The following is a 24,240-nucleotide window of genomic DNA, read 5'->3' as shown; positions in this document are numbered from 1 at the left end:
GCCGCCCCAGAGCGTGGCACCGGGGCGGTGAAGAAGAACTCCGCCCCCGCCGGGATGATCGGGCGATGACCGACCGCCGCCCGCTGGGCACCGGACCCGACCGCGCCACCACGTCCCGCACCCGAGACACCGACCCGGCGCCACGCGCGCAACTCGCCGCCCAACGCCTCCCCGCCGTCCCGGCCGCCGAGCCGACCCCGCGCCCGACGGCCGGGCGCCGAACACTCAGGGCCGGCCCCGGCGCACCGGGCGGTGACAGCGGCTGTGACGGGCACGGTGACACCGGGCCGTGATGGCCGGATCGGTCCGGCCCGTGCCGGGGCGCGCCCTCACACGCACGTGCGCGTGCACCGCGCGCAGTCGGCTCACACAGCCCGTAACACGCGCGGCACGCGATGGCCCCCTTCCCGGAGCCGTCGGCGGCGCTCCGCGCCCTCGCCGCACCCGGCCCGGTCCTCAAGACCGCCCCACAGCACCGGGCCGGACTCCCCGCGGGGCCACCGGCCCCGCCCAACGCCTCCCGTACGGACGCACGCGGACGCGGACGAGCGCGGGCCGCGTAGTCGGGTGGCAGTACGAGGGTGAGGTGACGCAGGCGGGCGTCGTTGGTGGTGCCCGGCGCTGCGGTGAACCAGAACCGGGCCCAGGTATCGATGACCGGACCGGTGCTCGTGGCAGCCTGCCGGCGGGCCTGCTCGCGGATGCGGGGCTGCCAGCGGGCCCGCACGGCGTCGGCCAGGTCCGCGCGCGGCCGGCGGATCTGGTCCTTGACGTAGCGCTCCACGGTCCGCTGGGAAACGCCGAGCAGTTCGGCCACTGACCAGATGCCCCCGGCGGTCCAGCCGCGCGCAGCGCAGGACCGCAGCGTGGAGGAGCGGGCTGTCGGCGACCGGCGTCTGGCGCCGCTCCCGCGCTCAGCTACGGGCGGAGTGCCGGACCAGCCCTCGCCACGGCTGCGGTGCCGCCGCTGGCTTCCGTGATCCGTGCCTGCATGGGCGTTGCTACCGCGCGGAGTGCCGTACGAACTCTCGGAGGCGCGCTTCGACCTCGTACCGGTTCAGGCGCTTGGTACGGGCGTAGTGCGTCACTGCAGCCTGCGCAGCCGTCGCAGCGTTCCGCCATATCTGGCGCTGCACGTCCCGTTCGTGGTGGTCGTTGAGGTTCTGGAGCTGGGGAAGAGCCAGCGCTGGGTGAGGTTGCCCGGCTGGGGGCCTAGTAGCGGGCTGCGGCTCCGGCCTGAGCGGTTACGAGGGCTCAATGACCGGTGGCATGAGCACCGGGGTGGTGTCGATTTCCTTGATGCTTCCGTCGGGCGTCCGGCGGATGTGCTCGGTCACGAGCTGAATGAGGCGCGGGCCCCTGACGCCGCAGAGGAGGACGAGCGCCGCGGCGGCACGGACGTCTGTCGGCAGGTCCGCGTCGCGGACGCAGCGGGTGATCTGGGCGATGTGTTTGTCCTCGTTGATGAAGTTGACGGGTTCTCCGCCTGTCATGCCGGGGACAAATGACCCGAGACCGGTCCGGACCCACCCGCTCCCTGACGGGTTCACACACGGGCTCCCAGGCAGCCATCGGTGCACAAGCGAACGGGCTCACGCGTGACGCTGGCGGGTCGATGGCGGGTCGATGGCGGGTCGATGGCTCGACCCGAGATTCTTCGGGTCGAAGCGGCCCCGGCGGGCCGCAGCCGACTCAGGGAGGGCTGTATGCAAACCGAGCTGATGGCCGACGACGCGGTGTCCGTGCCGCGTCTGCTCGAGGAGCGGGTGCGCGTCGCGCCGGACGCCGTGGCGGTGTCGGACCACACCGGGACGATGACCTACCGCGAACTCAACGCCGCCGCGAACCGGCTGGCCGACCTGCTGGTGGAGCGTGGGGCGAAGCCGGAGTCCGTCGTCGCGGTCGGGCTGCCGCGAGGCCGGGAGCTCGTGACAGCGGTCCTGGCCGTGCTCAAGTCGGGTGCCGCGTACCTGCCGCTGGACCTGTCGCTGCCCGAGGAGCGCCGCGCCTACCTGCTCAAGGCTGCCGGCGCGAGGCTGCTGGTCGCCGCCGACCAGCTCGACGGGGTCGAGACCGTCGACCCGACCGGATCCGGGCTGGAGGGACGCCCCGAGGGCGACCGGGCCGAGGCGCCGCTGCCCGACGACCTGGCCTACGTGATCTTCACCTCGGGCTCCACTGGTCGTCCGAAACCGGTAGCGGTCAGTCACCGCTCGCTGGCCCACCACGCCCGCTCCATCGGCGAGTTGTTCGGGCTGGGCGCGACCGACCGGGTGCTGCAGTTCGCCAACCCGAGCTTCGACGTGTTCGGCGAGGAGGTCTACCCGACGCTGCTCGCGGGCGGCGCGGTCGCCGTCCCGGCCGGTCAGGTGCCCGCGCCCACCGAGCTCGAGGCCTTCCTTCGCCGCGAGCGGGTCACCGTGGCGAACTTGCCGACGCCGTACTGGGACCAGTGGGTCCAGGACCTGCAGGCACAGCCCCGGGCCGTCCCGGAGACACTCCGACTGCTCGTCGTCGGCAGCGACGCCGGCCACAGCCGGACGCTGGCCGACTGGTGGCGGCACTGCGCGGTCCCGGTCCGCAACGCCTACGGCCTGACCGAGACCACCGTCACCGCGCTGACGCACGAACTGCTTCCCGGCGACGTGCCAAAGGAGGAGGTGCTGCCGATCGGCCGGCCACTGCCCGGCGTCGAGGCGCACCTGCTGGACGCTGAGTTCCTGCCCGTGTCGGACGGCACCCCGGGCGAGCTATACCTCGGTGGCGCGCTGCTTGCACGGGGCTACCTCGGCCGCCCGGACCTGACGGCCGACCGCTTCGTGCCGGACCCCTTCAGCGACCGCCCCGGCGCGCGGCTCTACCGCACCGGTGACCTCGCGCGCTGGCGCCCGGACGGCAGCCTGGCCTTCCTCGGCCGTTCCGACGACCAGGTGAAGATCCGCGGCCAGCGCGTCGAGCCGGCGGAGATCAGCGGGATGCTGCTGACCCACCCGGCGGTCCGTCAGGCCCACGTGCGCGCGGTGGACGACGAAGTGGCCGGCAAGCGCTTGGTGGCCTACGCGGTCGCGGACAGCGTCGCGGTGCCGGAGCTGCGGGCCCACCTGGCCGAGCGGCTGCCCGCCGCGCTTGTGCCCGACACGTACGTGCTGCTCGACGCCCTGCCTCTGACGGCCAACGGCAAGCTCGACCAGCGGGCGCTCCCGGTGCCCGTGGCCGGCCCGACTGCCGCCGGCGCGGCGCTCTCCGGCGCGCTGGAGGAGCAGATCGCGGCCGTGTGGCGGGAGGTCTTGCGGATCGACCAGGTCGGCGCCGACGACAGTTTCTTCGAGGTCGGCGGTCACTCACTGCTGCTGGTCCAGGTCCAGCGACGGCTGTCGCAGGTACTCGGGCGGCCCGTCACCGGCGTCGCGCTCTTCACCCACCCGACCATCCGCAAGCTGGCCGCCCATCTCGGCGGCCATAACCCCGGTGCCGGCTCGGCGAACGCCGACGAGCGTGCGGACGAGCGCCGCAGCGGCCGGGCCCGCCTCCAGCAGCGCCACGCACGGACCGGCGGTAGCGCGCGATGACCCCGCCCGCAGCGGCCAACGGCCTGGATCCAGACAGCCCGTTCCTCGCCGTCGTCGGCATGGCCGGACGCTTCCCCGGCGCGCAGGACCTGGGTCAGTTCTGGACCAACTTGATCAAGGGTCAGGACTCGATCACCCGTTATCCGCGCAACTCCGCCGAGTACCCCGACCACGTGCCGGCGATCGGTGTGCTGGACGGCGCCGACGAGTTCGACGCCGAGTTCTTCGGCTACTCGCCCGCCGAGGCGACGCTGCTCGACCCGCAGCACCGGCTGTTCCTGGAGTGCGCCTGGACCGCCCTGGAGGACGCGGGCTATGACCCGTCCCGCTACGGCGGCCCCGTCGGGGTCTACGCGGGAAGCGCCCAGACGGGGTACTACGAGGCGCTGCTGGCCCACCGGGACCGGCTAGGCGAGGCGAGCGACTGGCAGCTCCGGCTGGCGACCGGCATCGACTTCCTGACCTCCCGGGTCTCTTTCAAACTCGGCCTCACCGGCCCCGCCGTCACCGTGCAGACCGCCTGCTCGACCTCGCTGGTGGCGATCCACGTCGCCGCCCAGGCGCTGCTGGCGGGCGAGTGCGACCTGGCACTGGCGGGCGGCGCGGCCGTCCATGTGCCATTGCGCATAGGCGAGTACGCCCCGGGAGGGGTGATCTCGCTCGACGGCCGGGTGCGAACCTTCGACGCGGACGCCGACGGAACAGTCGGCGGCAACGGTGTCGGCGTGGTGGTGCTCAAGCGTCTCGCTGACGCGCTGAACGAGGGCGACCACATCCGGGCCGTGCTGCGCGGCACTGCGATCAACAACGACGGCGACGACAAGGTCGGCTACACCGCGCCCGGGGTGACCGGTCAGGTCGAGGCGATCCGCGCGGCCCAGCTGGTGGCCGAGGTCGAGCCGGAGACCATCGGCTACGTTGAGGCTCATGGCACCGGAACCCCGCTGGGCGACCCGATCGAGGTCGCCGCGCTCACCCAGGCGTTCCGCGAGGGCACCGACGCCCGCGGCTTCTGCCGGATCGGCTCGCTGAAGACCAACATCGGCCACGTCGACGCGGCGGCCGGCGTGGCCGGCTTCATCAAGGCAGCGCTGACCGTCCAGCACGGGCTCATCCCGCCCAGCCTGAACTACACCCGGCCCAATCCCGAGATCCCCTTCGCGGACAGTCCGTTTACCGTGAACACCGAGCTGTACGACTGGCAGCCGGGCGAGCATCCGCGCCGGGCCGGTGTCAGCTCCTTCGGACTGGGCGGTACGAACGCCCACGCCGTGCTGGAGCAGCCGCCGCTGCCCATCGCCGCGACCGGTCCGGCCGGCCCGCAGCTGCTCGTGTTCTCCACGCGCGGTGTACCGGCGCTCGCGGCTTCGAGAGCCCGGCTGGCCGACCATCTGCAGCAGCATCCCGAGAGCCGCCTGGACGAGGTGGCCTGGACGCTACAGAGCGGCCGGAAGGCCTTCCAGCACCGCGGATTCGTCGTGGCCGCCGATCACGCCGAGGCGATCGCCGCGCTCGCCGAGGCGGAGGCGCACACCGCGTCCGCCGAGCGCCAGGTGGCCTTCGTCTTCCCCGGCCAGGGCGGCCAGCACGTGGGGATGGGCCGGGAGCTCTACGAGCAGGTGCCCGCCTTCCGGGCGCGGGTGGACGAGTGCCGCACGCTGCTCATGCCCTGGCTCGGTCGGGACCTGCTGCCTGTGCTCCACCCCGGCGACGACGCCGAGAAGAGCGCAGCCGAGGAGGCCCTGGGCGACATGATCGTGGCTCAGCCCGCCGTCTTCGTGGTGGAGTACGCGCTGGCACGGATGTGGCAGGACTGGGGCGTGCGCCCGACCGCGGTGGCCGGGCACAGCCTCGGCGCCTTCGCGGCGGCCTGCATCGCGGGCGTGATGACGCTGCCCGAGGCGCTGCGGCTGGTCGTGGAGCGCGGCCGACTACTGCAGAAGCTGGCGCCCGGCGCGATGCTCGCCGTGCCGCTGCCCGAGGCCCAACTCGCCGGGCTGCTGCGGGACGGCATCGACCTGGCCGCCGTCAACAGCCCCGACCAGTGCGTGCTCTCCGGCCCGGCCTGCGCCGTGGAGGAGCTGCGGCAGCGGCTGACCGAGCGCGGTGTGGACGCCCGTCGGCTGCACATCGCCGCCGCCGGCCACAGCGCGCAGGTTGAGCCGATCCTGGACGAGTTCGCCGCCAGAATCTCCGAGTTGGACCTGAAGCCGCCCACCCTCCCGTGGGTCGGCGACACCACCGGCAGCTGGGTGCCGAGGGAGCGGCCGCCCAGCGCGGACTTCTGGGTGGCGCACATGCGCCAACCGGTGCGCTTCGGCGCCGTGCTGGACACCCTGCTCACCGAGCCCTGTCGGGCCCTGCTGGAGATCGGCCCCGGTCGCACCCTGACCAGCCTAGCCCGTCGCCATCCCGGCCTGAGCGAGCGCCAGTTGGCGATTTCCAGTCTGCCGCACCCGGCGGACGACAGCTCGGCGCTGCACACCGCGCTCACCGCCGCCGGCAGGCTGTGGCAGAGCGGGGTCGGCCTGGACTGGCGGGCGCTGCACGACGGCCGGGTCCCGCGCCGCACCTCACTGCCCGGCTACCCGTTCCAGCGGCAGCGGCACTCACCGCTGCCAGCCGGGGACGCTCCCGCGGCACGGCCTGAACCGGCAACCACCGCTGACGTGGATGCGCCCGAGCCGATCGGACCCGGCGGCTTGGAAGCGCGCGTCGCCGAGGCCTTCGCCCAGGTCCTCGGCCTGGAGACGGTCGCCCCTGCGGGCAACTTCTTCGAACTCGGCGGGGACTCGCTGATCGCCGTCCAGCTCCTGGCCGCGCTGCGCCGCACCTGTGGCGTCGCGCCCACCGTCAAGCAGGTTTTCGGCGCGCCGACCCCCGCCCGCCTCGCCCGGCTGCTCGCCGACGCCCGGCGCTGACCACGCCCACCCCAAACCTCTGAAGGAACGACGTGTTCGAGAACGACGACGACCGCACCTACCTCGTGGTCCGCAACAGCGAGGAGCAGTACGCGATCTGGCCGCACGGCCGCGATCTGCCGGCCGGCTGGGAGCCCGGGGGCACCACTGGGACGAAGGCTGCCTGCCTGGCAGACGTTGACCGGGCCTGGACGGACCTGCGTCCGAAGAGCCTGCGCGAGCACGCACGATGACCACCGCCACGCTCTGGCGGCACCGGGACTTCCGCAAGCTCTGGGCCGCAGACGCGGCCAGCGTGCTGGGCTCGCAGATCGCCGAGCTGGCGCTGCCACTGACAGCGATCACCGTACTGGGGGCATCACCGTTGCTGGTGGGCTTGCTGGCCGCCACGCAGTATGCGCCGTTCCTGCTGATCGGGCTGCCCGCCGGGGCCTGGGTGGACCGGTTGCCGCGCCGGCCGGTGATGATCGTCGCCGACCTGGTGCGGGCGGCGGTACTGCTGGCCGTGCCCGTGAGCGCGCTCTGCGGGGTGCTTCGGCTGTGGGTGCTCTACCCGGCGGCGCTGGTAGTCGGGGGGATGACGGTCTTCTTCGACCTCGCGGCCCAGTCCTTCCTTCCCACCGTGATCGAGGAGGAGCGCTTGGTCGAGGGCAACTCCAAGCTGCAGATCTCTACCACAATCGGGCAGTTGGGCGGTGCGAGCATCGGCGGCCTGCTGGTCCAGTGGCTGACCGCGCCCGTTGCGGTGCTGGCCAACTCGGTCGGCTTCGGGGTGTCCGGTGTGCTGGTCCTCCTGGTGCAGGCGCAGGAGGAGTTGCGCCCGCCGGAGGCGGAGCGGGCGGCGCTCGTCACGGAGATCAAGGACGGGCTGAGGTCGGTCTTCGGCCACCGCCTGCTCCGGCCGATCGTGCTGACCGCCGGCCTGGGCAACCTGTTCGGCCTGTTCGGCATGGGCCAGGCGGTGCTGCTGCTCTACGCGGTGCGTCAACTACACCTTTCTGCCGCCGCGTTGGGTGGCGTCCTGGCCGTCGCCAACGGCGGTGTGCTGGTGGGCTCGCTACTCAACGAACGGCTGACCGGCCTGCGCGGAGTCGGGCCCGCCCTCGGTGGCTCGGCCGTGCTGATGGCGAGCGCGCTCCTGCTGCTCCCGCTGGCCACCCCGACGAGCGCCGTGCCGGTTCTCGTCGCGGCCATGGCGCTGGCGGGGTTCAGCGCCGCAGTCTTCAACATCAACTCGGTGAGCCTGCGCCAGTCCGTCACCCCGCCCGAGCTGCGCGGGCGGATGACGGCGACCTTCCGGTTCGTCAACTGGGGCGCGATCCCGCTCGGCACCTTCGCCGGCGGCGCGCTGGTCGGGCCGCTCGGCCTGCGCACGGTCGTGTGGCTGCTCGGTCTGGGCAGCCTGCTCGCCGCGCTGCCGGTGCTGGGGCCGGCCGTCCGCTCGCTGCGGGAGATCCCCGGCCACACCCCTCAGAAGGAGATCGCCCATGCCTGAGCACCGACCCGCACTGCTGGTCTGCCGCCGTCGGCGGCCGGATGCCGCAGTTCGGCTGTACTGCTTCGCCCACAGCGGCGGGTCACCGGGGGAGTTCGTCCGCTGGGGCGACGAACTACCCGAAGCCGAGATCTGGGGCGTGCAGCTCCCCGGCCGTGGCTCGCGGATCGACGAGCCGGGGCACACCCGGATCGAGCAGGCCGTCGCCGAGATCGTCGAACACGCCGGCTTCCGGGGCCGGTTCGCTTTCTTCGGCCACAGCCTGGGCGCGCTGCTCGCCTTCGAGACAGCACGGGTGCTGCGGGACCGTGGGCTGCCGCAGCCGGAACGGCTGTACCTCTCCGCTTGCGTCGCCCCCGACCTGCCGCGCGGCGTGCCGCCGATCCACCACCTCGGCGACCGCGAGCTGTTCGCCGCCATCCAGGGCCAGTACGGCTCGCTGCCCACGGAGATCGCGGACGACGAGGAGTTGCTGGCGCTGATCATGGCGACTCACCGGGCCGACTTCGAGATGGTCGACAGTCACCGGCACACCCCTGGGGCGCCGCTGGCCCTGCCCCTGCACGTCGTCTCCGGCACCGAGGACCGCATTCCGGCCGCCGCCCTGGAGCGGTGGCGGAGCCACTCGGAGGGACCCTTCGACCTGCGTTGGCTGCCCGGCGGCCACTTCTACCTGCGCGAGCAGCGCGAGGCGCTGCTGCGCCACATCCGCGACTCCCTGCTCGACCCCGATCCCGTCCACGTCTGAAAGCGACCGCATGACCATGGACAACGACCCGACCCCCGCCCGTCCGACGGGCTTCCTGACCGAACTGCAGCTCGGCCGGCTCCGCTGGGACCTGATCAGTCCGTTCCCAGCCCCGGACCCGGAGGAGCAGCTCCGTGGTGACCGAGCCGTCGCCGACCTGATGGGGCTCCTGCGGGAGCAGGTGGACCCGACCGAGGTCGACCGGACCGAACGACTGCCCGAGGGCTACCACGAAGCGCTCACCGCTCGGGGTTACTTCAAGTTGATGGACCCGCCCGCCAGGGGCGGCCTGGGTCTCTCCTCGCACAGCGCGTTCCGGGTGATCCAGGCGGCCGCGGCCTGGTCGGTGCCGGCCTGCTACGCCATGGCGGTGCACCTGGGCCTCGGGGCCGGCGTCTATCTGCCGCTGCTGACCGACGACCTGGCCGCCGACCTCGGCGCGCTGCTGGACACGGGCGCCATCTCCGGAGACGCGGACACCGAGCCGACCGGCGCGATCAACCGCACCCGGGCCACCAGCGCCGTCCCGACCGAGGACGGCACCGGCTACCTGATCAGCGGCGAGAAGATCTTCATCCAGAACGGCCCGATCGCCCGCCTGCTGCGGGTCTCGGCGACCGTCCGGGAGAACGGCGAGGAGTACATCCGGCTCTTCTTCGTGGACACCGAAGCCCCCGGTTTCACAGTCAAGTCCTGGCACGAGTACCTCGGCCTCAAGGGCTTGCCCAACGCCGCGCTCACCCTCGACCGGGTCTTCGTGCCCAGGAGCCGGATGTTCACCGGCCGTCAGGGCTGGACCTCCGACGAGGAGTGGCGCCTCTCCCCGGAGCTCAACGCGATCAGCGCGCACGGCCGAATGTTCCCGATCTCCGCCCCCGCGCTCGCCATAGCCAAGCTGGCGCTGCACTGGCAACGCGAGTTCGTGCGGCGGCGCACCGCGCACGGCCGTGCCCTGGACGACTTCGACGAGGTCCAGCGCATCGTCGCGGGCACGGCGGCGGAGGTGTTCGCACTGGAGGCCGTCACCGACTGGTGCCTGCTGGCCGCCGAGCGGCACCCGGGGGTCGACGTCGTCCCCGAGCAGACCGCCGCCAAGAACATCACCTCGCTCACCTGCTGGAGCATCGTCGACCGGACCGTGTCACTGCTCGCTGGGGAAGGCTTCGAGACCGCCCGCAGCAAGGCGCGGCGCGGCGCGGAACCCCTCCCCCTGGAGCGGTTCTTCCGAGACGCCCGCGCCCTACGCATCGCCGGGGGCGTGGACTTCATGGTCGACCACTACATCGCCCGCGGCGCCCTGCTCGCCCACTACGACGCGCCCGACGCGAGCACCGCCGCCGGCACCGACGCCCCGCCGCTGCCGGACGAGGAGCGACTGTCGGAGCGGAACCGCGCGCACCTGCACGCGATCGCCGAGCACGCCGATCGCTTCGCCTGCGTCTGCCGCGAGCTGACCAAGCACCACCCGGACCGCGAGGAGCTGTTCGAGCAGGAGCGCACGCTCATCCTGCTCGGCCGGATCACCTCCGAACTGTTCACCATGACCGCCGCGCTGGCCCGCGCGGCCCGGCTCGGCGGCGACGCCCAGCACCTGGCCGACATCTTCTGCGACGGCGCCCGCCACCGGATCACCGATGCCTGGGCCCGGCTCGACGCCGACGGCGAGGCGGACCACGCCGCCGCCTGCGCGGCCTGGCTGCACGGCGAACGCCTGGAGTTCCTGGTCGACGGCGTCACCACCGTGACCCCGCCGGTCACCCTCGACGAGGAGAGCTGCTGACATGTTCGACCTGTCCCGATCCCAGGAGATCGTGTGGCTGCACGAGGAGCTCTTCCCCGACAGCCGCGCCTACAACTACACCTCCTCCCTGGAACTGCGCGGTCCACTGGACGAGGAGGCTCTCCGGCAGAGCCTGCGCGGCGTGCTGGACCGGCACGAGGGCCTGCGTCTTGAGCTGGTTCCGGACGAGTTCCCGCCCAAACAGCGCGTCGCGGAGAGCTACGACTTCCATTTCCGCACCGTCGATCTGACCGTCGAGGACGACCCGGACACGGTCTTCGAGCAGATCTGGCGTGAGCAGCACGACACCCCCTTCGAGACCACCCGGGCGGCGATGGCCCGCTGGTGCCTGCTGAAGATCGGCGAGAACCACCACCGGCTCCTGCACACCGAGCACCACCTGGTGCACGACGGCAAGTCCTTCAGTCTGATCGCCCGTGACCTGTTCACCCTCTACCGCGGTCTGACCACCGGCATCCCCGCCGAGCTGCCGACCCCCCGCTCCTACCGCGACCACGTCGAGCAGTCCGTCGCCGAGGCCGCCCAGCCCGACCACCAGCGCGAATCGCTGGAGTTCTGGCGCCGCACCCTGGACGGCGCGGACCTGCACGTCCCGCTGCGCGGCCGGGTGGACCCCGGTCGGGTCCGCGAGGTGCCGCACGGCGAGCAGCTGCGGCAGTTCCTGCCGCCGGAGGTCGCCGAACCGCTGCGCGCCGTCGCCCGTCGGGACGGGCACACCCCGTACTCGATTCTGCTCACCCTCTTCGCCGAGTTCCTGCGCCGCCGGTGCGGGCAGCACGAGTTGGTGATCGGCAGCGCGGTCGGCAACCGGCCTCTGGGCTTCGACGAGACGGTCGGCATGTTCGTCAACACCGTTCCGCTGCGACTGGCCCTGCCCGAGCAGGGGAGTGCGCTCGACGCCGTCGACGAGGTCACCGAGACGCTGTTGCGGGCCCTGCCGCACCAGAGCATCCCGATCCAGGACCTGGCCCGCGCGCTCGGCCTGCACTCGGCCGCCGGCCTGGACAACCCGATGTTCCGGGTCATGTTCAGCGCCCACGACGCACCCCTCCCGGAGATCGACGGCGTGGGCCTCGACGTCTCCATCCACGAGGGCTACAACACCGGCACCTCCCGGTTCGACCTGGACCTCGTGCTGATCCCGGACTCCCGGCGCACGGTCAACCCGCGCACCGAGCCCGGCGGCATGATCCTCGTCTGGGACTACGCCAGCGACATGTTCGACGCCGACGAGATCGCCGCGTTCCAGTCCGAGTTCCTGGCGATGCTGCACGCCTACCTGGTCGACCCGGCCACGTCCCTGTCCGGACTGTCGGCCCCCACCCATGTGTGAGGAGCACCCGATGACCGACCTCTCCATCGCCGTCGGCGGCCCCGAGGCTGTGCCGCCCGCCCCCGGCGACTCGGTGCTCGGCTGGTTCGAGCACTGGGTCGCGCGGCAGCCCGACGCCCCCGCCGTCGTGGACGGCACGGTGAGCTGGAGCTACGGGGAACTCGATGCCGCCGCCACCCTCCTCGCCAAGAAGCTGACCGGCCGGGTGCTGCCCGGCGACCGGGTGGGCGTCTGCCTGGACCGCTCGCCCCAGCTCGTGGCCGCGGCCGTCGCCCTCGCCCGGCTCGACGCGGTCTACCTCCCGCTCGGGCCGACGCCGGGGCCGAGTCGGCTGAGCACACTGGCCGAGGAGGGCGCCGTCGACTGCCTGCTGACCGGCGAAGCCGACGTCGCCCCCGAGGGTTGGCGGACGCACCCGCTGGAGGAGACCGGGCTCGACCTGGCCCGGCCCGTCCAGGAGATCGCCGCGCCTAGAGCATCCGACGCGTTCTACGCCGTGTCCACCTCCGGCACGACCGGCGCCCCCAAGGTCATCCTGGTGCCCGAGGCGGCCCTGGCGAACCTGGTGCGCTGGTACTGCCGGGAGCACGAGATGGGCCCAGGGACGCGGGTGAGCCTGATGGTCGGACCCACCTTCGACCCACACCTGAAGGAGCTCTGGGCCGCCCTCTGCTCCGGCTCCGCGCTGCACGTCGCGCCGGAGGACGCCAGGTTGTCGACCGGGGACCTGTTCCAGTGGTGGGAGCAGGCGGGCATCACCAGCTGCATCCTTCCGACCCCGCTCGCCGAGCTGGCCTTCACCCGTCAATGGCCAAGCGAACTGGCGCTGCGTCACATCAGCGTGGGCGGCGACCGGATGCGCACCAGGCCCCCGGCCGACTGCGCGGCGACCGTGCACAACATGTACGGACCGGCCGAGGCCACCTGTGTGATCACCTCCCACCGGGTCGAGCGCGCCCCGGCCGACGCGGAAGCAGCCGTGCCGATCGGCGTGCCGATGAGCCGCGTCACCGTCTTCGTCACCGACCCGGACGGCGGCGTACTGCCGCGCGGCGAGGCTGGCGAACTTCGCGTCGGGGGTGCGGGGCTGGCGCTCGGCTACGTCAACGCGGCGCTCACCGCCGAGCGTTTCGTCCAGGCGCCGGCCGGCCACGCCGGAACCGTCTACCGCACCGGCGACAAGGTGCGGATGACCGCCGACGGCGTGCTGGAGTTCCTCGGCCGCCTCGACAACCAGGTCAAGATCAGCGGAGCGCGGATCGAACCGGCCGAGGTGGAGGCCGCGTTGGAACGGCACTCGGCCGTCCGCCAGGCCGTGGCGGTCACCCTGCCGGTGGCGGGCGGTGAACTGCGCCTGATCGGCTTCGCCCAGCTCGCCGAGGACGCGTCCGCCGAGCCGGCCCAGATCCTGCGCGTCGCCCGCGAGCACCTCATCCCCCAGGCCGTGCCTACCACCCTGCACCTCGTGAAGGAGTTCCCCTTGAATGCCAATGGCAAGATCGATCGCACCGCCCTCGCCGAGCAGGCCGCCGATCAGGTACAGCCCAGCACGGTGGCCGAGACCGAGGAGTTCCTGGTCGCCACCTCGCGGCTGCTTCTCGGCGTAACGACCCTCGGACCAGAGGACAACTTCGCCGACTCCGGCGGCGCTTCACTGGCCGCCGCCCGCCTGCTTGCCGTGATCGAGGCCACCTACGGCATCCGCATGAAGGCCACCGAGGTCATGCGCCAGCCCGACCTGCGTTCCCTGGCCGTCCTAGTGGCCGAGCGCCGGGCCGCGACCGCCGAAGCCCGGAGCTGAGGCTCCTCATGAACCGAGCCACATTGACGGAGCGCTATCTGGAGCGGCTGCGCGAGCAGCGGCCGGGCGCCGCCGAACTGATCGGACGCCAGCCCGAGCTTCCGGTGCTGACCAGCGACTCCCCGGGCTTCCTGGCCCGCCCGCTCTTCCTCGGCCACCAGGAGCGCGAGCAGCTAACGGCCGACCTGGAGCACTTCCGGACCGCTCTGCTCTCCCTGCCCGAGCAGCTCTTCGGCGGCGACCTCGCCGCCTTCGCGCGGGCAGCGGGCATGACCGAGGTGCAGATCTCCGCCATCCTGCGCAGCCGGCAGAGCGACCACGTCAGCCGGATGGCCCGCGCGGACCTCTGCGTCGACGCCTCGGGCTTCTTCAAGCTGCTGGAGTGCAACATGAGCAGCGCGCTCGGCGGCATGGAGAACCCGGTCATGGCCAGGGCGCTGCTGGAGCACCCGCTGCTCGCCGAGTTCGCCGGCGAACACCGGCTCGCCGTCGGCGACACCGTGCGGGCGCTGGCCCGCACCATGTACGCCGAGACGGGATACGGCGCCGGGGGCTGTCCCGTGGTCGCCGTGGCCGACTTCCCGACCAGCTATCTGAACGGGTTCCACGAGTTCGTGACCCCGTTCGCCGGGCTGCTGCGGGACCTGGGCGTCGACGCCCACCCGTGCCACATAGGCGAGTTCGAGTACCACGACGGCCGGGTCTGGTTGGGTGAGCGGGCGGTCGACGTGATCCTGCGGGTTTTCATCAACGAGGACGTGCTGGAGTCACCCGAAGCACCGTCGATCATGGATCCGGTCCTGGCGGCCGTCGAGGCGGGACAGGTCAAGCTGTTCGGCTCGATGGACTCCGAGATCTTCAACAGCAAGGCCGCACTCGCCATGCTCTCCGACGAGGCGAACCGGAGCCTCTTCAACGCCGAGCAACTCGCGGCGCTGGACCGGCTGCTGCCATGGACGCGCATGGTGAGGGACGGCGAGGTGACGCTGGAGGACGGCTCCCAGGCCGACCTGTTCGCGTACGGCATCGCGCACCAGGCGGAGCTGGTCCTCAAGCCGGCCGTGTCGCACGGCGGCTCGGGTGTCCTGCTCGGCTGGGACGAGAACGTCACGGCAGCGGAGTGGCGCGCGCGGCTCACCGAGGCGCTGGGCGGCCCGTACGTCCTACAACGCAGGATCCACCCGCTGCCGGAGTACTTCCCGGACCAGCACGGAGAGTTGCAGCCCTGGCTGGTGGTCTGGGGCGTCTTCATGATGGCCGACGGCTACGCCGGCGTGCTCGCCCGCGGTTCTCGCGTCGACTCCGGCGTCGGCGTGGTGAACTGCGCGAACGGAGCCTTCTGCGGCACCGCGCTGCATGAACTACCCCCGGTCTGAGACCCGTGGAGGACACGAGCCGCATGCGCGCTCAACACTACAAACTGACCGATCTGGCCGGGTTCGCGGACGACACCTTCGTCGCGGAGCTGGACCGGCTCCGCGAGGAGGATCCGGTCCACTGGCACCCGCAGGCGGACGGCCCGGGCTTCTGGGTGGTCACCCGGCACGCCGACGTCTCGCAGGTCTACGCCGACGCCGAACTATTCAGCTCCAACCGCGGCATGCGCCTCGGTGGCGACCCCGTCGCGGTCCGAGCCGTCGCTGACCGGATGCTGGTGGTCAGCGACCCGCCCGCGCACCAGCGCGTCCGCAAGCTCGTCGGGGCCGCGTTCGCCCCCCGGGCCATGCGCACCCTGGAGGGCCGCGTCCGGTCGGTGATGGCCGAGCTCATGGACACCGCCCTGGCCGCCGGCCGCTGCGAGTTCGTCGGCACGGTCGCCAGACCGCTGCCGACCGACCTGGTCTGCGCCTATATGGGCCTGCCCAAGGGCGACTGGCGGATGGTCGGGGCGCTCACCACCGAGGGCATCGACTCCCCGGACGAGGACACCCGACTGGAGGCCAACACCGAACTGTTCCTCTACCTCACCCGGATCATCGAGGAACGGCGGCGGACACCGGGCCAGGACATGATCAGTGACATCTTGTCAGCAGCCGACGAGGCCGAGGGGGAGGGATTCTCGGACGTCGACCTGGTGATGAACCTCGTCGGGATCCTGATCGGCGCCAACGAGACCACCCGCTACACGGTGGCTGGCGGCCTGGTCGCCCTGGCTGAACACCCGCAGCAGTGGCGGGCATTGCGGCAGGACCAGGGCTCGCTCACGGGCACCGCAGTGGACGAGCTGTTGCGCTGGGTCGCGCCTGCCGTGCACGCGATGCGGACGGTCACAGCCGAGGCGGAGCTGCACGGCCGCACCCTGGCCGCCGGAGACCGGGTCACCGTGTGGACGTCCTCGGCCAACCGCGACCCGCGCGTCTTCGAGCGGCCTGGGGAGTTCGACCTGGCCCGCACCCCCAACCGGCATCTCAGCTTCGGCCACGGGCGCCATGTCTGCGTCGGCGCCCGCCTGGCCCGGATGCAGATCGCCGCGTTCATCGACGAGTTGCGCACCCGGGTGGCGGCGATCGAGCTGGAGGGGACGGTCGAGTGGAACCCCTCCAACTTCACCCGGGGACCCGTCAGGGTCCCGGTCCGGCTCACGGCACGCTAACGGGGTCAGGGTGCAGATCCGGCTGCTCGGCCCGGTCGCATTGCGGACCGAGGCCGGGCACACCGTCGACCTCGCCGACCCGGGACAGCAGACCCTGCTGGCGGAACTGGCCCTCTGATTCGGCCGCGTCGTGCCGACCGCCCGACTCACCGCACTGCTGTGGCGCGGGTCGCCACCCGCCAAGGCTTCGGCGCTGCTGGGCACCCGGATCACCGCGTTGGCGTAGCGCTCGGGCGCGATGGGAATTGCGGGCTCAGGTCGGCGGCTACGTCCTGCGCGGCGATCCCGCACGGGTGGACCTGCACCGCCTGCGTGAGCTGGCCGACGCCGCCAATCGGGCGGACGAGGAGGCAACCAGCGTGCAGCTGCTACGCCAGGCGCTCGCGCTACGGCGCCGGCGCCCCACCGTGCCGCATCAAGTGCCACCGCCGGCCGCCGGTTTTTGGCCTACCAGAGAACTCGGCGTACTCGGCGCGCTGCGCGCCGGTCAGACCAAAGACCCGCTCGTCGCGATGCTGGCCAGGCCGCCAGGTGCGGGCAAGACCGCCCTGGCGGTGCGCTGGGGGCATCAGTCCGCCGGCCACTACCCTGACGGTCAGCTCTTCGCAAACCTCGACCGACCAGCCGGCGGGATTACCCGGGCCCTGGGCGGGTTCCTTCGGACCCTCGGGGTGCCAGCGGCCGAACTGCCCCCGGGCACTGGCGCCCGCGCCACTCGGTTCGCGGAGCTCATACGCGTGGCCCGGGTGTTGGTGGTGCTGGACCACGTGCGGGACGCGCACGAGGTGCGCGCCCTGCTCCCAGCCGGCGTGGACTGCGCCGCACTGATCACCAGCCGTTCGCCGCTCACCGCGCTGGTGGCCAAGGAGGCGGTCGCCTGGCTGGAAGTGACACCCGTCGACCTCAGCTGAGGCCGTCGGCAGGGCACCCGCCGGCCGACGCGATGAGCGACTCCAACGTCGCCGTCGGCCGTCCGTGCTCGATCGCGTTGGCGAGGGCACGCCGCCAGCGGACGAGAGCCTCGGCCGTACGCCCTTGCTCATGCAGCACCCTGCCGATGAACTGCTCGCAGTAGCCTTCAACGCGTCGGTTCCCCTGCGCACGGCCCAGGCCCAAAACCTCTTCGCTGCGGGCAAGCGCCTCCGCATGGCGTCCCAGTGCGTGCAGCACTTCCGCCTCGGTCTGGCAGGAACTGATGAGGAATGGGTCGTCCGCCCGGCCGTCAAGAAGAGCCACAGACTCCCGGGCAGCGATCAGGGCACCTTCCGGATCGCCAAGCTCAACCAGGACATTTGCAAGATTGTTGAGCGACCGGGCGGCCAGACGATGCTCGCCGAGTCCCTGGGCCGTCCGCACCGCGGCGCGCTGCAAGCGAGCTGCCTGCTCCAGATCACCGAGTGACACCAGCACGTTGGCGAGCCGGTTCTGCGTCAGCAGCAGGAAGCACGGGCTCCCGGCACGCTCGGCGAGAGCGGCCGCGTGCTGGGCCCTGGCCAGCGACTCGTCGAGCCGGCCGAGGACGTGCAGAGCGACCCCGTGGACCGAGATCAGGCCGGGCCACTGCGTGGTCGTGCCCGCCGTCGCCGCCGCCTCTAGTGCGACCGACATCGCGGACTCGAACCCGCGCACGCGTCCGCCGTAGCGGTAGTAGAGGTCCCCGAGCGGCTCGGCCAGGGCGCAGACGCGCTCATGCCGACCAAGTTTCGTGCCCGCCACGATGAGTTCCCGGATAGTTGGCTCGGTGCTTGCAAACCAGGAAAGGGCGTCCGCCGCGCTGCCGAAGGAGGCCGTGCGTGACTGCGGCGCGACCGGAGGATTGGGAGAGAACACCGGTGGGGTCCCGGAACCAGCGGAGCAGGCTGCGAGTACCAGCGCCCGGTAGTGATCGAGCAGGCGGTCGACGGCCTGCTGGCGTGGATCAGCGGCGATCCGCTCAGCTGCCTGATGCGTGTAGACGCGAACCAAGTCGTGGCGGGTGTAGCGGCCCGGCCGAGCCTCGTGGACCAGGTGGACCGAGTCGAGCAGCGCGAGGGCAGTACGCGCCGAGCGTTCGTCCATGTCGCCGAGCGCAGCTGCGGCGGGGACGTCGATCCACTCCCCGGGGTGGAGCCCGAGCAGGACGAAGAAGTCGGCTGCAGGCCTGGGGAGGGAGCGGCAAGTCAGCTCCAGGGCTGCCTCGATGCTGATGGTTCCCGGCGTGGAGAGCGCGGTGAGGCGCGAGCGCTCGTCGGCGAGCTCCTCGGCTAGTTCCGCCACCGACCAGTGCTGCCGAGTGGCCAGCCGGGCGCCGGCGATCCGCAGTGCCAGGGGCAATCCCTGACACAGCGCCGCGACCTGCTGCGCGGCCTCCGGTTCCGCCTCGACGCGCTCCCGGCTCACCATCCGGGCCAGGACAGCGAGCGCCTCGTCGTCGGAGAGGGTGCTCAGCGGCAGCACCGCAGCCCCGTACAGGGCGACCAGCTCGGACAGTCGGTTACGGCTGGTCACCAGCACAACGCAACCCGGCTCGGTTGGCAGCAGCGGCAGCACCTGTTCGGCGCTGCGGGCGTTCTCCAGGACGATCAGGATGCGCTGCCCGGCCAGCTCCGCGTGATACCGGCCGGCGCGCTGCTCCAGACCCTCCGGCACCTCCGACTCGGGGACCCCGACGGCTACCAGCAGGCTCGCCATTGCCTCCTCGGGCCGCAGTGGCTCGGTCTCGTCGAAGCCGCGCAGGTTCACCCCGATTCGGCCATCCGGGAACGAGGTCGCGTGCCGGTGTGCCCAGCGCATCACGAGGGCGGTCTTGCCCACTCCGGCAGGGCCGGTGACCAGGAGCAGCCCGTCCGCCTCCGGTCCGCTGTGGCCGTCCAGCCAGGCCAGTTCGCCGACGCGGCCGATGAACCCGCCGGTCTCTCGGGGCAGCCGCACCCGCGTGCGGTCCGACGCGGCTGCCGTGGCCGCCGGTACGGGGCGGACAGTCGCCTGCGCCTGAGGACCCCGGCTCTCCGCAGCACCCAGCACCTGCGCGAACGCCGCTTGAAGCTCCGGGCCCGGATCGATTCCGGCCTCGTCTGACAGCTGCGTCCGCAGCGCGTGGTAGGCGGCGAGTGCCTCGGCCTGCCGACCCTCCTGCCGCAGACAGAGCATCAGCAACCGGACCAACGATTCCCGGAGCGGGTGCACTGTCAACGCCTCGGAGAGGTCGGCGGTGACCAGATGGCCCTCGCCCGCCCTCAGCGTCCGTTCGGCCAGCTCCTCCAGCGCATGGAGGCGGATGGACTCCAACCGCCGCGCCGACCCCTCACGCAGCGCGGTCGAGCCGCAGTCGGCCAACGCGGGGCCGCGCCACTGGCAAAGCGCCTGACGCAGCAGTTGCACGGCCTCGTGGTCCTGCGCGGACCTGGCCCGGGTCAGCAGGCGCTGCTGCAGATGGACGTCGATCCGGTTGGGGTCGGCTTCGAGGGCGTAGCCGGGGTCCTTGGTGATCAGTCGGACGGTGTCGTCGAAGAGAGCGCGCAGGCCAGCCACGTGACCCTGCAGGACAGCCTTGGCGGTGGGCGGAGGAGCATGGTCCCAGACCAGGTCCAGCAGCCGGTCCACCGGAACCACCCGGTTGACCTCCATCGCGAGGGTCGCCAGCACCGCCCGCCGTCTGGCGCCCCCGACGTGGACGGCCGAGCCGTCCTGAGTTCGGAGTTCAACCGGGCCCAGAAGCAGAATGCGCACGTGGCTCCTGTGTCTCTGCTGTTTTCGATCAAGAGAGAACAGCGCCCTGCATGGCACAGCCCCGTGCGGCCGGCAATCATCCGGCCATGTCCGAGACAGTAGCTCACTCTCTCAGTTCACGGTTGCTGGGAAGTAAACGGAGTATGGCATTGAGGTTCTGCCTCCCAGGACGGCTTCGGCCAGACTCAACGCAGCCAGGCGTCACGCCTACGCTGTGGATGGCGTCCCGTCGCGTGCGACCCGTGACTTGGAGCGACCCCGGCCACAGCTGGTACTTCGACTGGCTCGGGAGCGCGTCTCCTCTCCGGTGCGCTCTCTCCTGCACACGGACGGACCAGTCGGCGTTGAGGACGGAAGCGGTGCGTTCATCAAGGTTCCCCTTCCATCCGGTCGAACCGTCAGGTGGCGAGCCTCCCGCGCCGTCGCGGTCATGGAGTTTCAGGAATGGAGCAGCGAGGAACCGCGTCGATGGCGCGCATTCATCTGGAGCCGGGACAAAGTCGGCCGTCGCCAGGTCGGACGGGCGATCGCCTAAACGGCAACATGTCCGCGCGTGGCCGTCGACCGTCAGCAGTGCCCGGAATCGACAGCCGTCGATAACGGCTCGATAACCCTTTCTGTCGGGTGCGTCAAAACGTCCCGCAAAGTGCGTGACCTGCACCGACCCCAAAAGGCGCTGCGATTGAATCGCAGACCGCCGCCAACAGATAACCACATCCTGCGAGCAGATATCAGCGTTTACGCAGGTCAGCGCGTTGCATCTCTCCTACCATGGTTCGGCGTCCCCTAGGATCGGCGTATAGCCGCGAGCCGGAAACGGCAAAGGGAAGCGCTCGGTGGCGTCGCGTGCCTTTTTACCGAGAACTTCCCTGCCGTGCCACGACCGCACCATTCGAGAGAGAAGGGGCAGATAAACCGTGACCACCACCGAAAGTACCTCACTGCGCCCACCCGACCCAACGCCACCGCAGCCCGCTCGACCAACGGCGTCTTCGTCGGCTCTGGGCTGGGCCCAGCTCGCCCTGTGCGCTGCCAGCGTGATCGGCGGTGTCTTCATCGGCCTGACGTGCTCGCAGCCCTTGGGGAACACCCTGGTGGCCGCTGGCCTCGGTGGCGCCAGCATCCGCATCGTCATCAACGTCTTCCGGTAGCCGTACAGGTTGGTGGCCCGGGCAGCGGCTGGTGACTGGCCGCTGCCCGGGGCAGCCGATCCGGCGCGACTACCCGTTTCCTCTACCCATGGTAGAGGAGCGCAGTAGAGTCGGGGTATGGCAGCAGACGAGACGAGCATCAAGGTGAGCACGGCCGCGCGGGACCGGCTCGCCCAGCTGGCGGCCGAGCACGGCACCACCATTCGCAGCCTGGTGGAGGACCTCGCGCAGGGCACCCCGACGCAGGCGGAGTACGCGGAGCGGGCCGAGCTGGCCCGTGCCGAGCTCGCCTCCGCCCTAGGCAGCGCGCCGAGCCCGGAGGCCGAGGCGAAGGCCAAGGCCCTGCTGGAGCGTCTGGGCGGCGCCGCGCACGGTCCGCGGGCGGCCGCGTAGTGGCGGGGATCGCGGTCGTCCTGGACCACACGACCGCTGGAGCGCTGTACGACCCGAAGGACCCGTTCAACGAGGCGGTCGCCGCGTTCTACGTCCAGGCCTCCGGCGGACTCGGCGACCTGTACGCGCCGGTGCTGTCTCTGACGGCCGGCGACGCCGAACGGCCCGGCCTGCTCGGCTACATCAAAGGCCTGCGGTTCATCCGGATCGAGGCGTTCGACACCGACGCCGCGGTCACCGCCACCGAGCTGCTGCGGTTCGGGCACTCCTGGGCCGCCGTCCACGCCATCCACGCCGCCCGCCCCTCCGCAGCCCACCCCGCCGGACGGTACCTGCTCACCCTGACCCCCAAGGCGTACGCGGGCACCGGCGTCCAAGCCGTCCACCCCGACCAGTAACCGCCAGCCGCGCGGCGGCAGATCGACACGATCGTCGCGTTGCTCGGGCTGCACCCGCTCTTGACTGTCCCGGTGAAGCCGTTGTACCCCCTGACCACCCTGCTGATCCGATCGACGACACACCCCAGGCCAAGCCCGCCTCCCGCGCGCCGTGGTACCTGCCGCGTCGTCCTTCTCCTGCTGCCTCGCCCGCTGGACATCATCGGCATCGTGCCGGGATACAGCCTTTGCCAGGGCACGCTGGCGGCCGATGCCCGGTCTGTGCGACGTTGGACGGACAACCAGCCTGGTTTGGTAGGAGACCCCGCACCGTCCCCGAAGGCCACCTCGAGTGGCCGGGACGTGGTACGGGTTTGTCTTGCTCGACTGTGCGTGCCCCCACGTCACGCGCTTGATACCCCCCAGCCCGGGGGTGTGATGGGCTCGACCCCCCGAAAAGCGAGGGGCGAACCATGAACGACCTCACCGTCACCACGCAACAGCACCCCGACCGCACCGTCGTCACCGTGGCCGGGGAGATAGACCTCGCCTCGTGCCCCGCTCTAGAAGACGCGACGCTGGTCATCCCCCTCGCCGGCAAGACCCTGCACCTGGAGATGTCCGGGGTGTCCTTCATGGACTCCACCGGCCTGAACCTCCTGCTAAAGCTGCGCCGCCGTCTTCTGGCCGAGGGCGGCCAGCTCCTCGTCACCGGCCTGCAGACCCAGCCCGCGAGCGTGCTGCGCCTGACCGAGACCGACACACTGCTGACCCCCGTCGCCGCACAGGCCGCTTGACGACTCGAAGCTCAGATCGTGGTGCGGGTGCTGGGACCGGACGCCCCCAACACCCTGACCCCCCGCAGCAGCCTCGCCAGCTGGCTTCGGGATCGGAGTGAAGCTCTTCGCGGTCCCACCCGGAGCGCTCCGAAGATGTGGCGCGAGGGCAGCGGGGGCGGGTGCCGGCTGGCCCTCGCCGTGAAGGACGGCCAAGGTCGGGCGGATCAACCCCTTGTTCTGGTGAGCTGGGCCGCTGAGGCGCTTAGAGGCCGCCGACCTTGACGGGGAACTTCTGGATGACGGCGAGTACCTTGGTCGGGTCCTCCGGGTCGACCAGCTCGACCGGCTTCTCCAGGCTGTAGAGGTCGCCACGGGGCGGGTACTGGGTCAGTTGCCCGATAAGGACCATCGGCTCCTTGGCGGTCAGAACCAGCGGTCCGCTCCCGTCCTCGGGCTGGTCGATGGTCATCGTGAAGTTCAAAACCTCACGAAACTCGTACCTGGGTGGGAACTGCTGGACCAGACGCAGAAGGCTGGGCGCGTCGCCATCGATGTCGGTCTGTTCGATGGTGATGGTGCCGCCCCCGCTCATTTCGCCCGGCAGCTCTGCGGTCATCCTGTGTCCGATGGTGCGCATGCGGACGGAGTTGTTGGGGTCTTCGGGATTGACGTCGACGCGGTGCTTGATGCCGCCCCGGAAGTCGACGGTGACGAGGGCGTCCTTGATCCGGAGCGGGGTGTTGATGGCGAGGCGAGAGCAGGGGATCTCGGCGCCGATCGGCGGAAGTCCAGTTGACATGTCGCAGAGCCCTTACGTGAGGGGGACTTACACAGGCCATCCAAGGGGGCGGGGCATTCCGGCTTTGCCATTCACTCCGTCGTGGGCGTGCCTGCCTAACGGCGCGCCCCGGAAGGCAGGATGGTGCGGATCCAGGGAGAGACGCAGGGACGCGGCCTCCGCGCTGGAAGGCCTGCGGGTGCTATGCCGTATCGGGAACGAACGCGTTGCGTTCATCTCCGTGCGGTATGCGTACACCTAGCGGAGTGGGGTGCGGATGCCCGGGCGCTCGGGGACGAGCACCGAGCGCGAGGCTGTGCAGACAGCTGGCCGGCTGCGGCAACGAGCAGGTCGTCCCGGCCCATGCCGCCCCGGCCTGGCATGGGCTTCCCACGTGGAGGTCGCCCATACGTGACATTCCTGTCAACCCAGCACGACATCTCTCAGCATTGTGTCCTCTCTGAGGGGACACACCTCACCTCCAGGCACGGGGCGCCGCGTCCGTGCCGAACCATCCGCGGCCGGCGGACGAGGTGGTGCCGCGCGCACGCCGGGACGGTGAGGACAAGGCCGGCCTCGCGCGAGCAGAGGTCTTGCGACGCCTCAGCGTTGTGACCGGGTATCCGCTGCGGCCGCCGGCAGCTCTGTTCCTGGGGGCGTTACAGCCCGGCCAGCGGATCCTACGGGCCGGGAGCGGCCCGCGGTGCAGGGCCGGGAAGGTCCATGGGCTGGCGAGTAGGCGGTGGTGAGGATTCCGTCCCCGGCGCAGCTGGGTCCCTTCTCCGGCCGCCCG

19 protein-coding genes and 1 pseudogene are annotated in these 24,240 nt (G+C 71.4%); 16 read left to right on the top strand and 4 right to left on the bottom strand.

Going from position 1 to position 24,240, the window contains the following annotated elements; all coding sequences use genetic code 11:
• Positions 1 to 65: 65 nt before the first annotated feature.
• The gene (locus ACGFT1_RS33955; RefSeq protein ID WP_373912829.1) at positions 66 to 293 is read left to right on the top strand and encodes a hypothetical protein; all 228 of its coding nucleotides are present in this window, start codon (positions 66 to 68) and stop codon (positions 291 to 293) included.
• Positions 294 to 550: 257 nt separating this feature from the next.
• On the opposite strand, the pseudogene tpg reads toward ACGFT1_RS33955, so the two are convergent.
• Together tpg and ACGFT1_RS33945 are read right to left on the bottom strand one after the other, a co-directional pair.
• A pseudogene (gene tpg, locus ACGFT1_RS33950) lies at positions 551 to 829 on the bottom strand (telomere-protecting terminal protein Tpg); the annotation flags it as partial.
• A 415-nt stretch (positions 830 to 1,244) separates the two neighbouring features.
• Positions 1,245 to 1,493 (bottom strand): hypothetical protein, encoded by a 249-nt coding sequence (locus tag ACGFT1_RS33945; protein ID WP_373912828.1) that lies wholly within the window; start codon positions 1,491 to 1,493, stop codon positions 1,245 to 1,247.
• Between the two features lie 213 nt (positions 1,494 to 1,706).
• Between ACGFT1_RS33945 and ACGFT1_RS33940 the strand changes: the two genes are divergently transcribed.
• The 11 genes from ACGFT1_RS33940 to ACGFT1_RS33890 all read left to right on the top strand — a co-directional run bounded on the left by ACGFT1_RS33940 (position 1,707) and on the right by ACGFT1_RS33890 (position 17,172).
• Positions 1,707 to 3,569, top strand: a complete 1,863-nt coding sequence (locus ACGFT1_RS33940; protein ID WP_373912826.1) for an amino acid adenylation domain-containing protein — start codon at positions 1,707 to 1,709, stop codon at positions 3,567 to 3,569.
• Positions 3,566 to 6,490 carry a type I polyketide synthase gene (locus tag ACGFT1_RS33935; protein ID WP_373912825.1) on the top strand — a complete coding sequence of 975 codons (2,925 nt, stop codon included), beginning with the start codon at positions 3,566 to 3,568 and terminating at the stop codon, positions 6,488 to 6,490. The genes ACGFT1_RS33940 and ACGFT1_RS33935 overlap by 4 nt, the downstream gene beginning before the upstream one ends.
• A gap of 32 nt (positions 6,491 to 6,522) precedes the next feature.
• On the top strand, positions 6,523 to 6,723 hold the full coding sequence (locus tag ACGFT1_RS33930) for an MbtH family protein (protein WP_373912824.1): 201 nt from the start codon (positions 6,523 to 6,525) through the stop codon (positions 6,721 to 6,723).
• Entirely contained in the window at positions 6,720 to 7,985 is a 1,266-nt protein-coding gene (locus ACGFT1_RS33925; protein ID WP_373912823.1) for an MFS transporter, read from the top strand. The genes ACGFT1_RS33930 and ACGFT1_RS33925 overlap by 4 nt, the downstream gene beginning before the upstream one ends.
• Positions 7,978 to 8,733: a thioesterase II family protein gene (locus ACGFT1_RS33920; protein ID WP_373912822.1), complete on the top strand. Its 756-nt coding sequence runs from the start codon at positions 7,978 to 7,980 to the stop codon at positions 8,731 to 8,733. Before ACGFT1_RS33925 ends, ACGFT1_RS33920 begins: the two co-directional genes overlap by 8 nt.
• 10 nt (positions 8,734 to 8,743) lie before the next feature.
• Positions 8,744 to 10,513: an acyl-CoA dehydrogenase family protein gene (locus ACGFT1_RS33915; RefSeq protein WP_373912821.1), complete on the top strand. Its 1,770-nt coding sequence runs from the start codon at positions 8,744 to 8,746 to the stop codon at positions 10,511 to 10,513.
• Between the two features lies 1 nt (position 10,514).
• Positions 10,515 to 11,867 carry a condensation domain-containing protein gene (locus ACGFT1_RS33910; RefSeq protein ID WP_373912820.1) on the top strand — a complete coding sequence of 451 codons (1,353 nt, stop codon included), beginning with the start codon at positions 10,515 to 10,517 and terminating at the stop codon, positions 11,865 to 11,867.
• 10 nt (positions 11,868 to 11,877) lie between these two features.
• Positions 11,878 to 13,668 carry an amino acid adenylation domain-containing protein gene (locus ACGFT1_RS33905; RefSeq protein ID WP_373912819.1) on the top strand — a complete coding sequence of 597 codons (1,791 nt, stop codon included), beginning with the start codon at positions 11,878 to 11,880 and terminating at the stop codon, positions 13,666 to 13,668.
• Positions 13,669 to 13,676: 8 nt separating this feature from the next.
• Positions 13,677 to 15,044 (top strand): hypothetical protein, encoded by a 1,368-nt coding sequence (locus ACGFT1_RS33900; RefSeq protein WP_373912818.1) that lies wholly within the window; start codon positions 13,677 to 13,679, stop codon positions 15,042 to 15,044.
• A 23-nt stretch (positions 15,045 to 15,067) separates the two neighbouring features.
• A complete protein-coding gene (locus ACGFT1_RS33895; RefSeq protein WP_373912817.1) occupies positions 15,068 to 16,261 on the top strand; it encodes a cytochrome P450 in 1,194 nt (397 codons plus the stop codon).
• Positions 16,262 to 16,554: 293 nt separating this feature from the next.
• A complete protein-coding gene (locus tag ACGFT1_RS33890; RefSeq protein ID WP_373912816.1) occupies positions 16,555 to 17,172 on the top strand; it encodes a hypothetical protein in 618 nt (205 codons plus the stop codon).
• On the opposite strand, the gene ACGFT1_RS33885 is transcribed toward ACGFT1_RS33890, so the two are convergent.
• Positions 17,165 to 19,969: a BTAD domain-containing putative transcriptional regulator gene (locus ACGFT1_RS33885; protein WP_373912815.1), complete on the bottom strand. Its 2,805-nt coding sequence runs from the start codon at positions 19,967 to 19,969 to the stop codon at positions 17,165 to 17,167. The two genes, ACGFT1_RS33890 and ACGFT1_RS33885, sit on opposite strands and share 8 nt — an antisense overlap.
• Positions 19,970 to 20,886: 917 nt before the next feature.
• Here ACGFT1_RS33885 and ACGFT1_RS33880 point away from each other — a divergent pair.
• The 4 genes from ACGFT1_RS33880 (at position 20,887) to ACGFT1_RS33865 (ending at position 22,687) form a co-directional block, all read left to right on the top strand.
• On the top strand, positions 20,887 to 21,120 hold the full coding sequence (locus ACGFT1_RS33880; protein WP_373912814.1) for a hypothetical protein: 234 nt from the start codon (positions 20,887 to 20,889) through the stop codon (positions 21,118 to 21,120).
• A 117-nt stretch (positions 21,121 to 21,237) separates the two neighbouring features.
• A complete protein-coding gene (locus tag ACGFT1_RS33875; RefSeq protein ID WP_373912813.1) occupies positions 21,238 to 21,513 on the top strand; it encodes a hypothetical protein in 276 nt (91 codons plus the stop codon).
• On the top strand, positions 21,513 to 21,911 hold the full coding sequence (locus tag ACGFT1_RS33870; RefSeq protein ID WP_309055078.1) for a hypothetical protein: 399 nt from the start codon (positions 21,513 to 21,515) through the stop codon (positions 21,909 to 21,911). Before ACGFT1_RS33875 ends, ACGFT1_RS33870 begins: the two co-directional genes overlap by 1 nt.
• A 452-nt stretch (positions 21,912 to 22,363) precedes the next feature.
• A complete protein-coding gene (locus tag ACGFT1_RS33865) occupies positions 22,364 to 22,687 on the top strand; it encodes an STAS domain-containing protein (RefSeq protein WP_373912812.1) in 324 nt (107 codons plus the stop codon).
• A gap of 244 nt (positions 22,688 to 22,931) precedes the next feature.
• Here ACGFT1_RS33865 and ACGFT1_RS33860 read toward each other — a convergent pair whose 3' ends face one another.
• The gene (locus ACGFT1_RS33860; protein ID WP_373912811.1) at positions 22,932 to 23,468 is read right to left on the bottom strand and encodes a hypothetical protein; all 537 of its coding nucleotides are present in this window, start codon (positions 23,466 to 23,468) and stop codon (positions 22,932 to 22,934) included.
• Positions 23,469 to 24,240 lie beyond the last annotated feature (772 nt).

This window comes from Streptomyces sp. Y20 (assembly GCF_043195475.1).
Taxonomy (GTDB): Bacteria; Actinomycetota; Actinomycetes; order Streptomycetales; family Streptomycetaceae; genus Streptomyces.
The sequence above is the reverse complement of the archived record's forward strand: the minus strand, read 5'-3'. Positions and strand labels throughout refer to the sequence as shown.

Bases quoted from the DNA above. Each gene is read 5' to 3' on its own strand.
- ACGFT1_RS33955 (WP_373912829.1), top strand. From the start codon at position 66: ATGACCGACCGCCGCCCGCTGGGCACCGGACCCGACCGCGCCACCACG.
- ACGFT1_RS33945 (WP_373912828.1), bottom strand. From the start codon at position 1,493: ATGACAGGCGGAGAACCCGTCAACTTCATCAACGAGGACAAACACATC.
- ACGFT1_RS33940 (WP_373912826.1), top strand. From the start codon at position 1,707: ATGCAAACCGAGCTGATGGCCGACGACGCGGTGTCCGTGCCGCGTCTG.
- ACGFT1_RS33935 (WP_373912825.1), top strand. From the start codon at position 3,566: ATGACCCCGCCCGCAGCGGCCAACGGCCTGGATCCAGACAGCCCGTTC.
- ACGFT1_RS33925 (WP_373912823.1), top strand. From the start codon at position 6,720: ATGACCACCGCCACGCTCTGGCGGCACCGGGACTTCCGCAAGCTCTGG.
- ACGFT1_RS33920 (WP_373912822.1), top strand. From the start codon at position 7,978: ATGCCTGAGCACCGACCCGCACTGCTGGTCTGCCGCCGTCGGCGGCCG.
- ACGFT1_RS33915 (WP_373912821.1), top strand. From the start codon at position 8,744: ATGACCATGGACAACGACCCGACCCCCGCCCGTCCGACGGGCTTCCTG.
- ACGFT1_RS33910 (WP_373912820.1), top strand. From the start codon at position 10,515: ATGTTCGACCTGTCCCGATCCCAGGAGATCGTGTGGCTGCACGAGGAG.
- ACGFT1_RS33905 (WP_373912819.1), top strand. From the start codon at position 11,878: ATGACCGACCTCTCCATCGCCGTCGGCGGCCCCGAGGCTGTGCCGCCC.
- ACGFT1_RS33900 (WP_373912818.1), top strand. From the start codon at position 13,677: ATGAACCGAGCCACATTGACGGAGCGCTATCTGGAGCGGCTGCGCGAG.
- ACGFT1_RS33895 (WP_373912817.1), top strand. From the start codon at position 15,068: ATGCGCGCTCAACACTACAAACTGACCGATCTGGCCGGGTTCGCGGAC.
- ACGFT1_RS33875 (WP_373912813.1), top strand. From the start codon at position 21,238: ATGGCAGCAGACGAGACGAGCATCAAGGTGAGCACGGCCGCGCGGGAC.
- ACGFT1_RS33865 (WP_373912812.1), top strand. From the start codon at position 22,364: ATGAACGACCTCACCGTCACCACGCAACAGCACCCCGACCGCACCGTC.
- ACGFT1_RS33860 (WP_373912811.1), bottom strand. From the start codon at position 23,468: ATGTCAACTGGACTTCCGCCGATCGGCGCCGAGATCCCCTGCTCTCGC.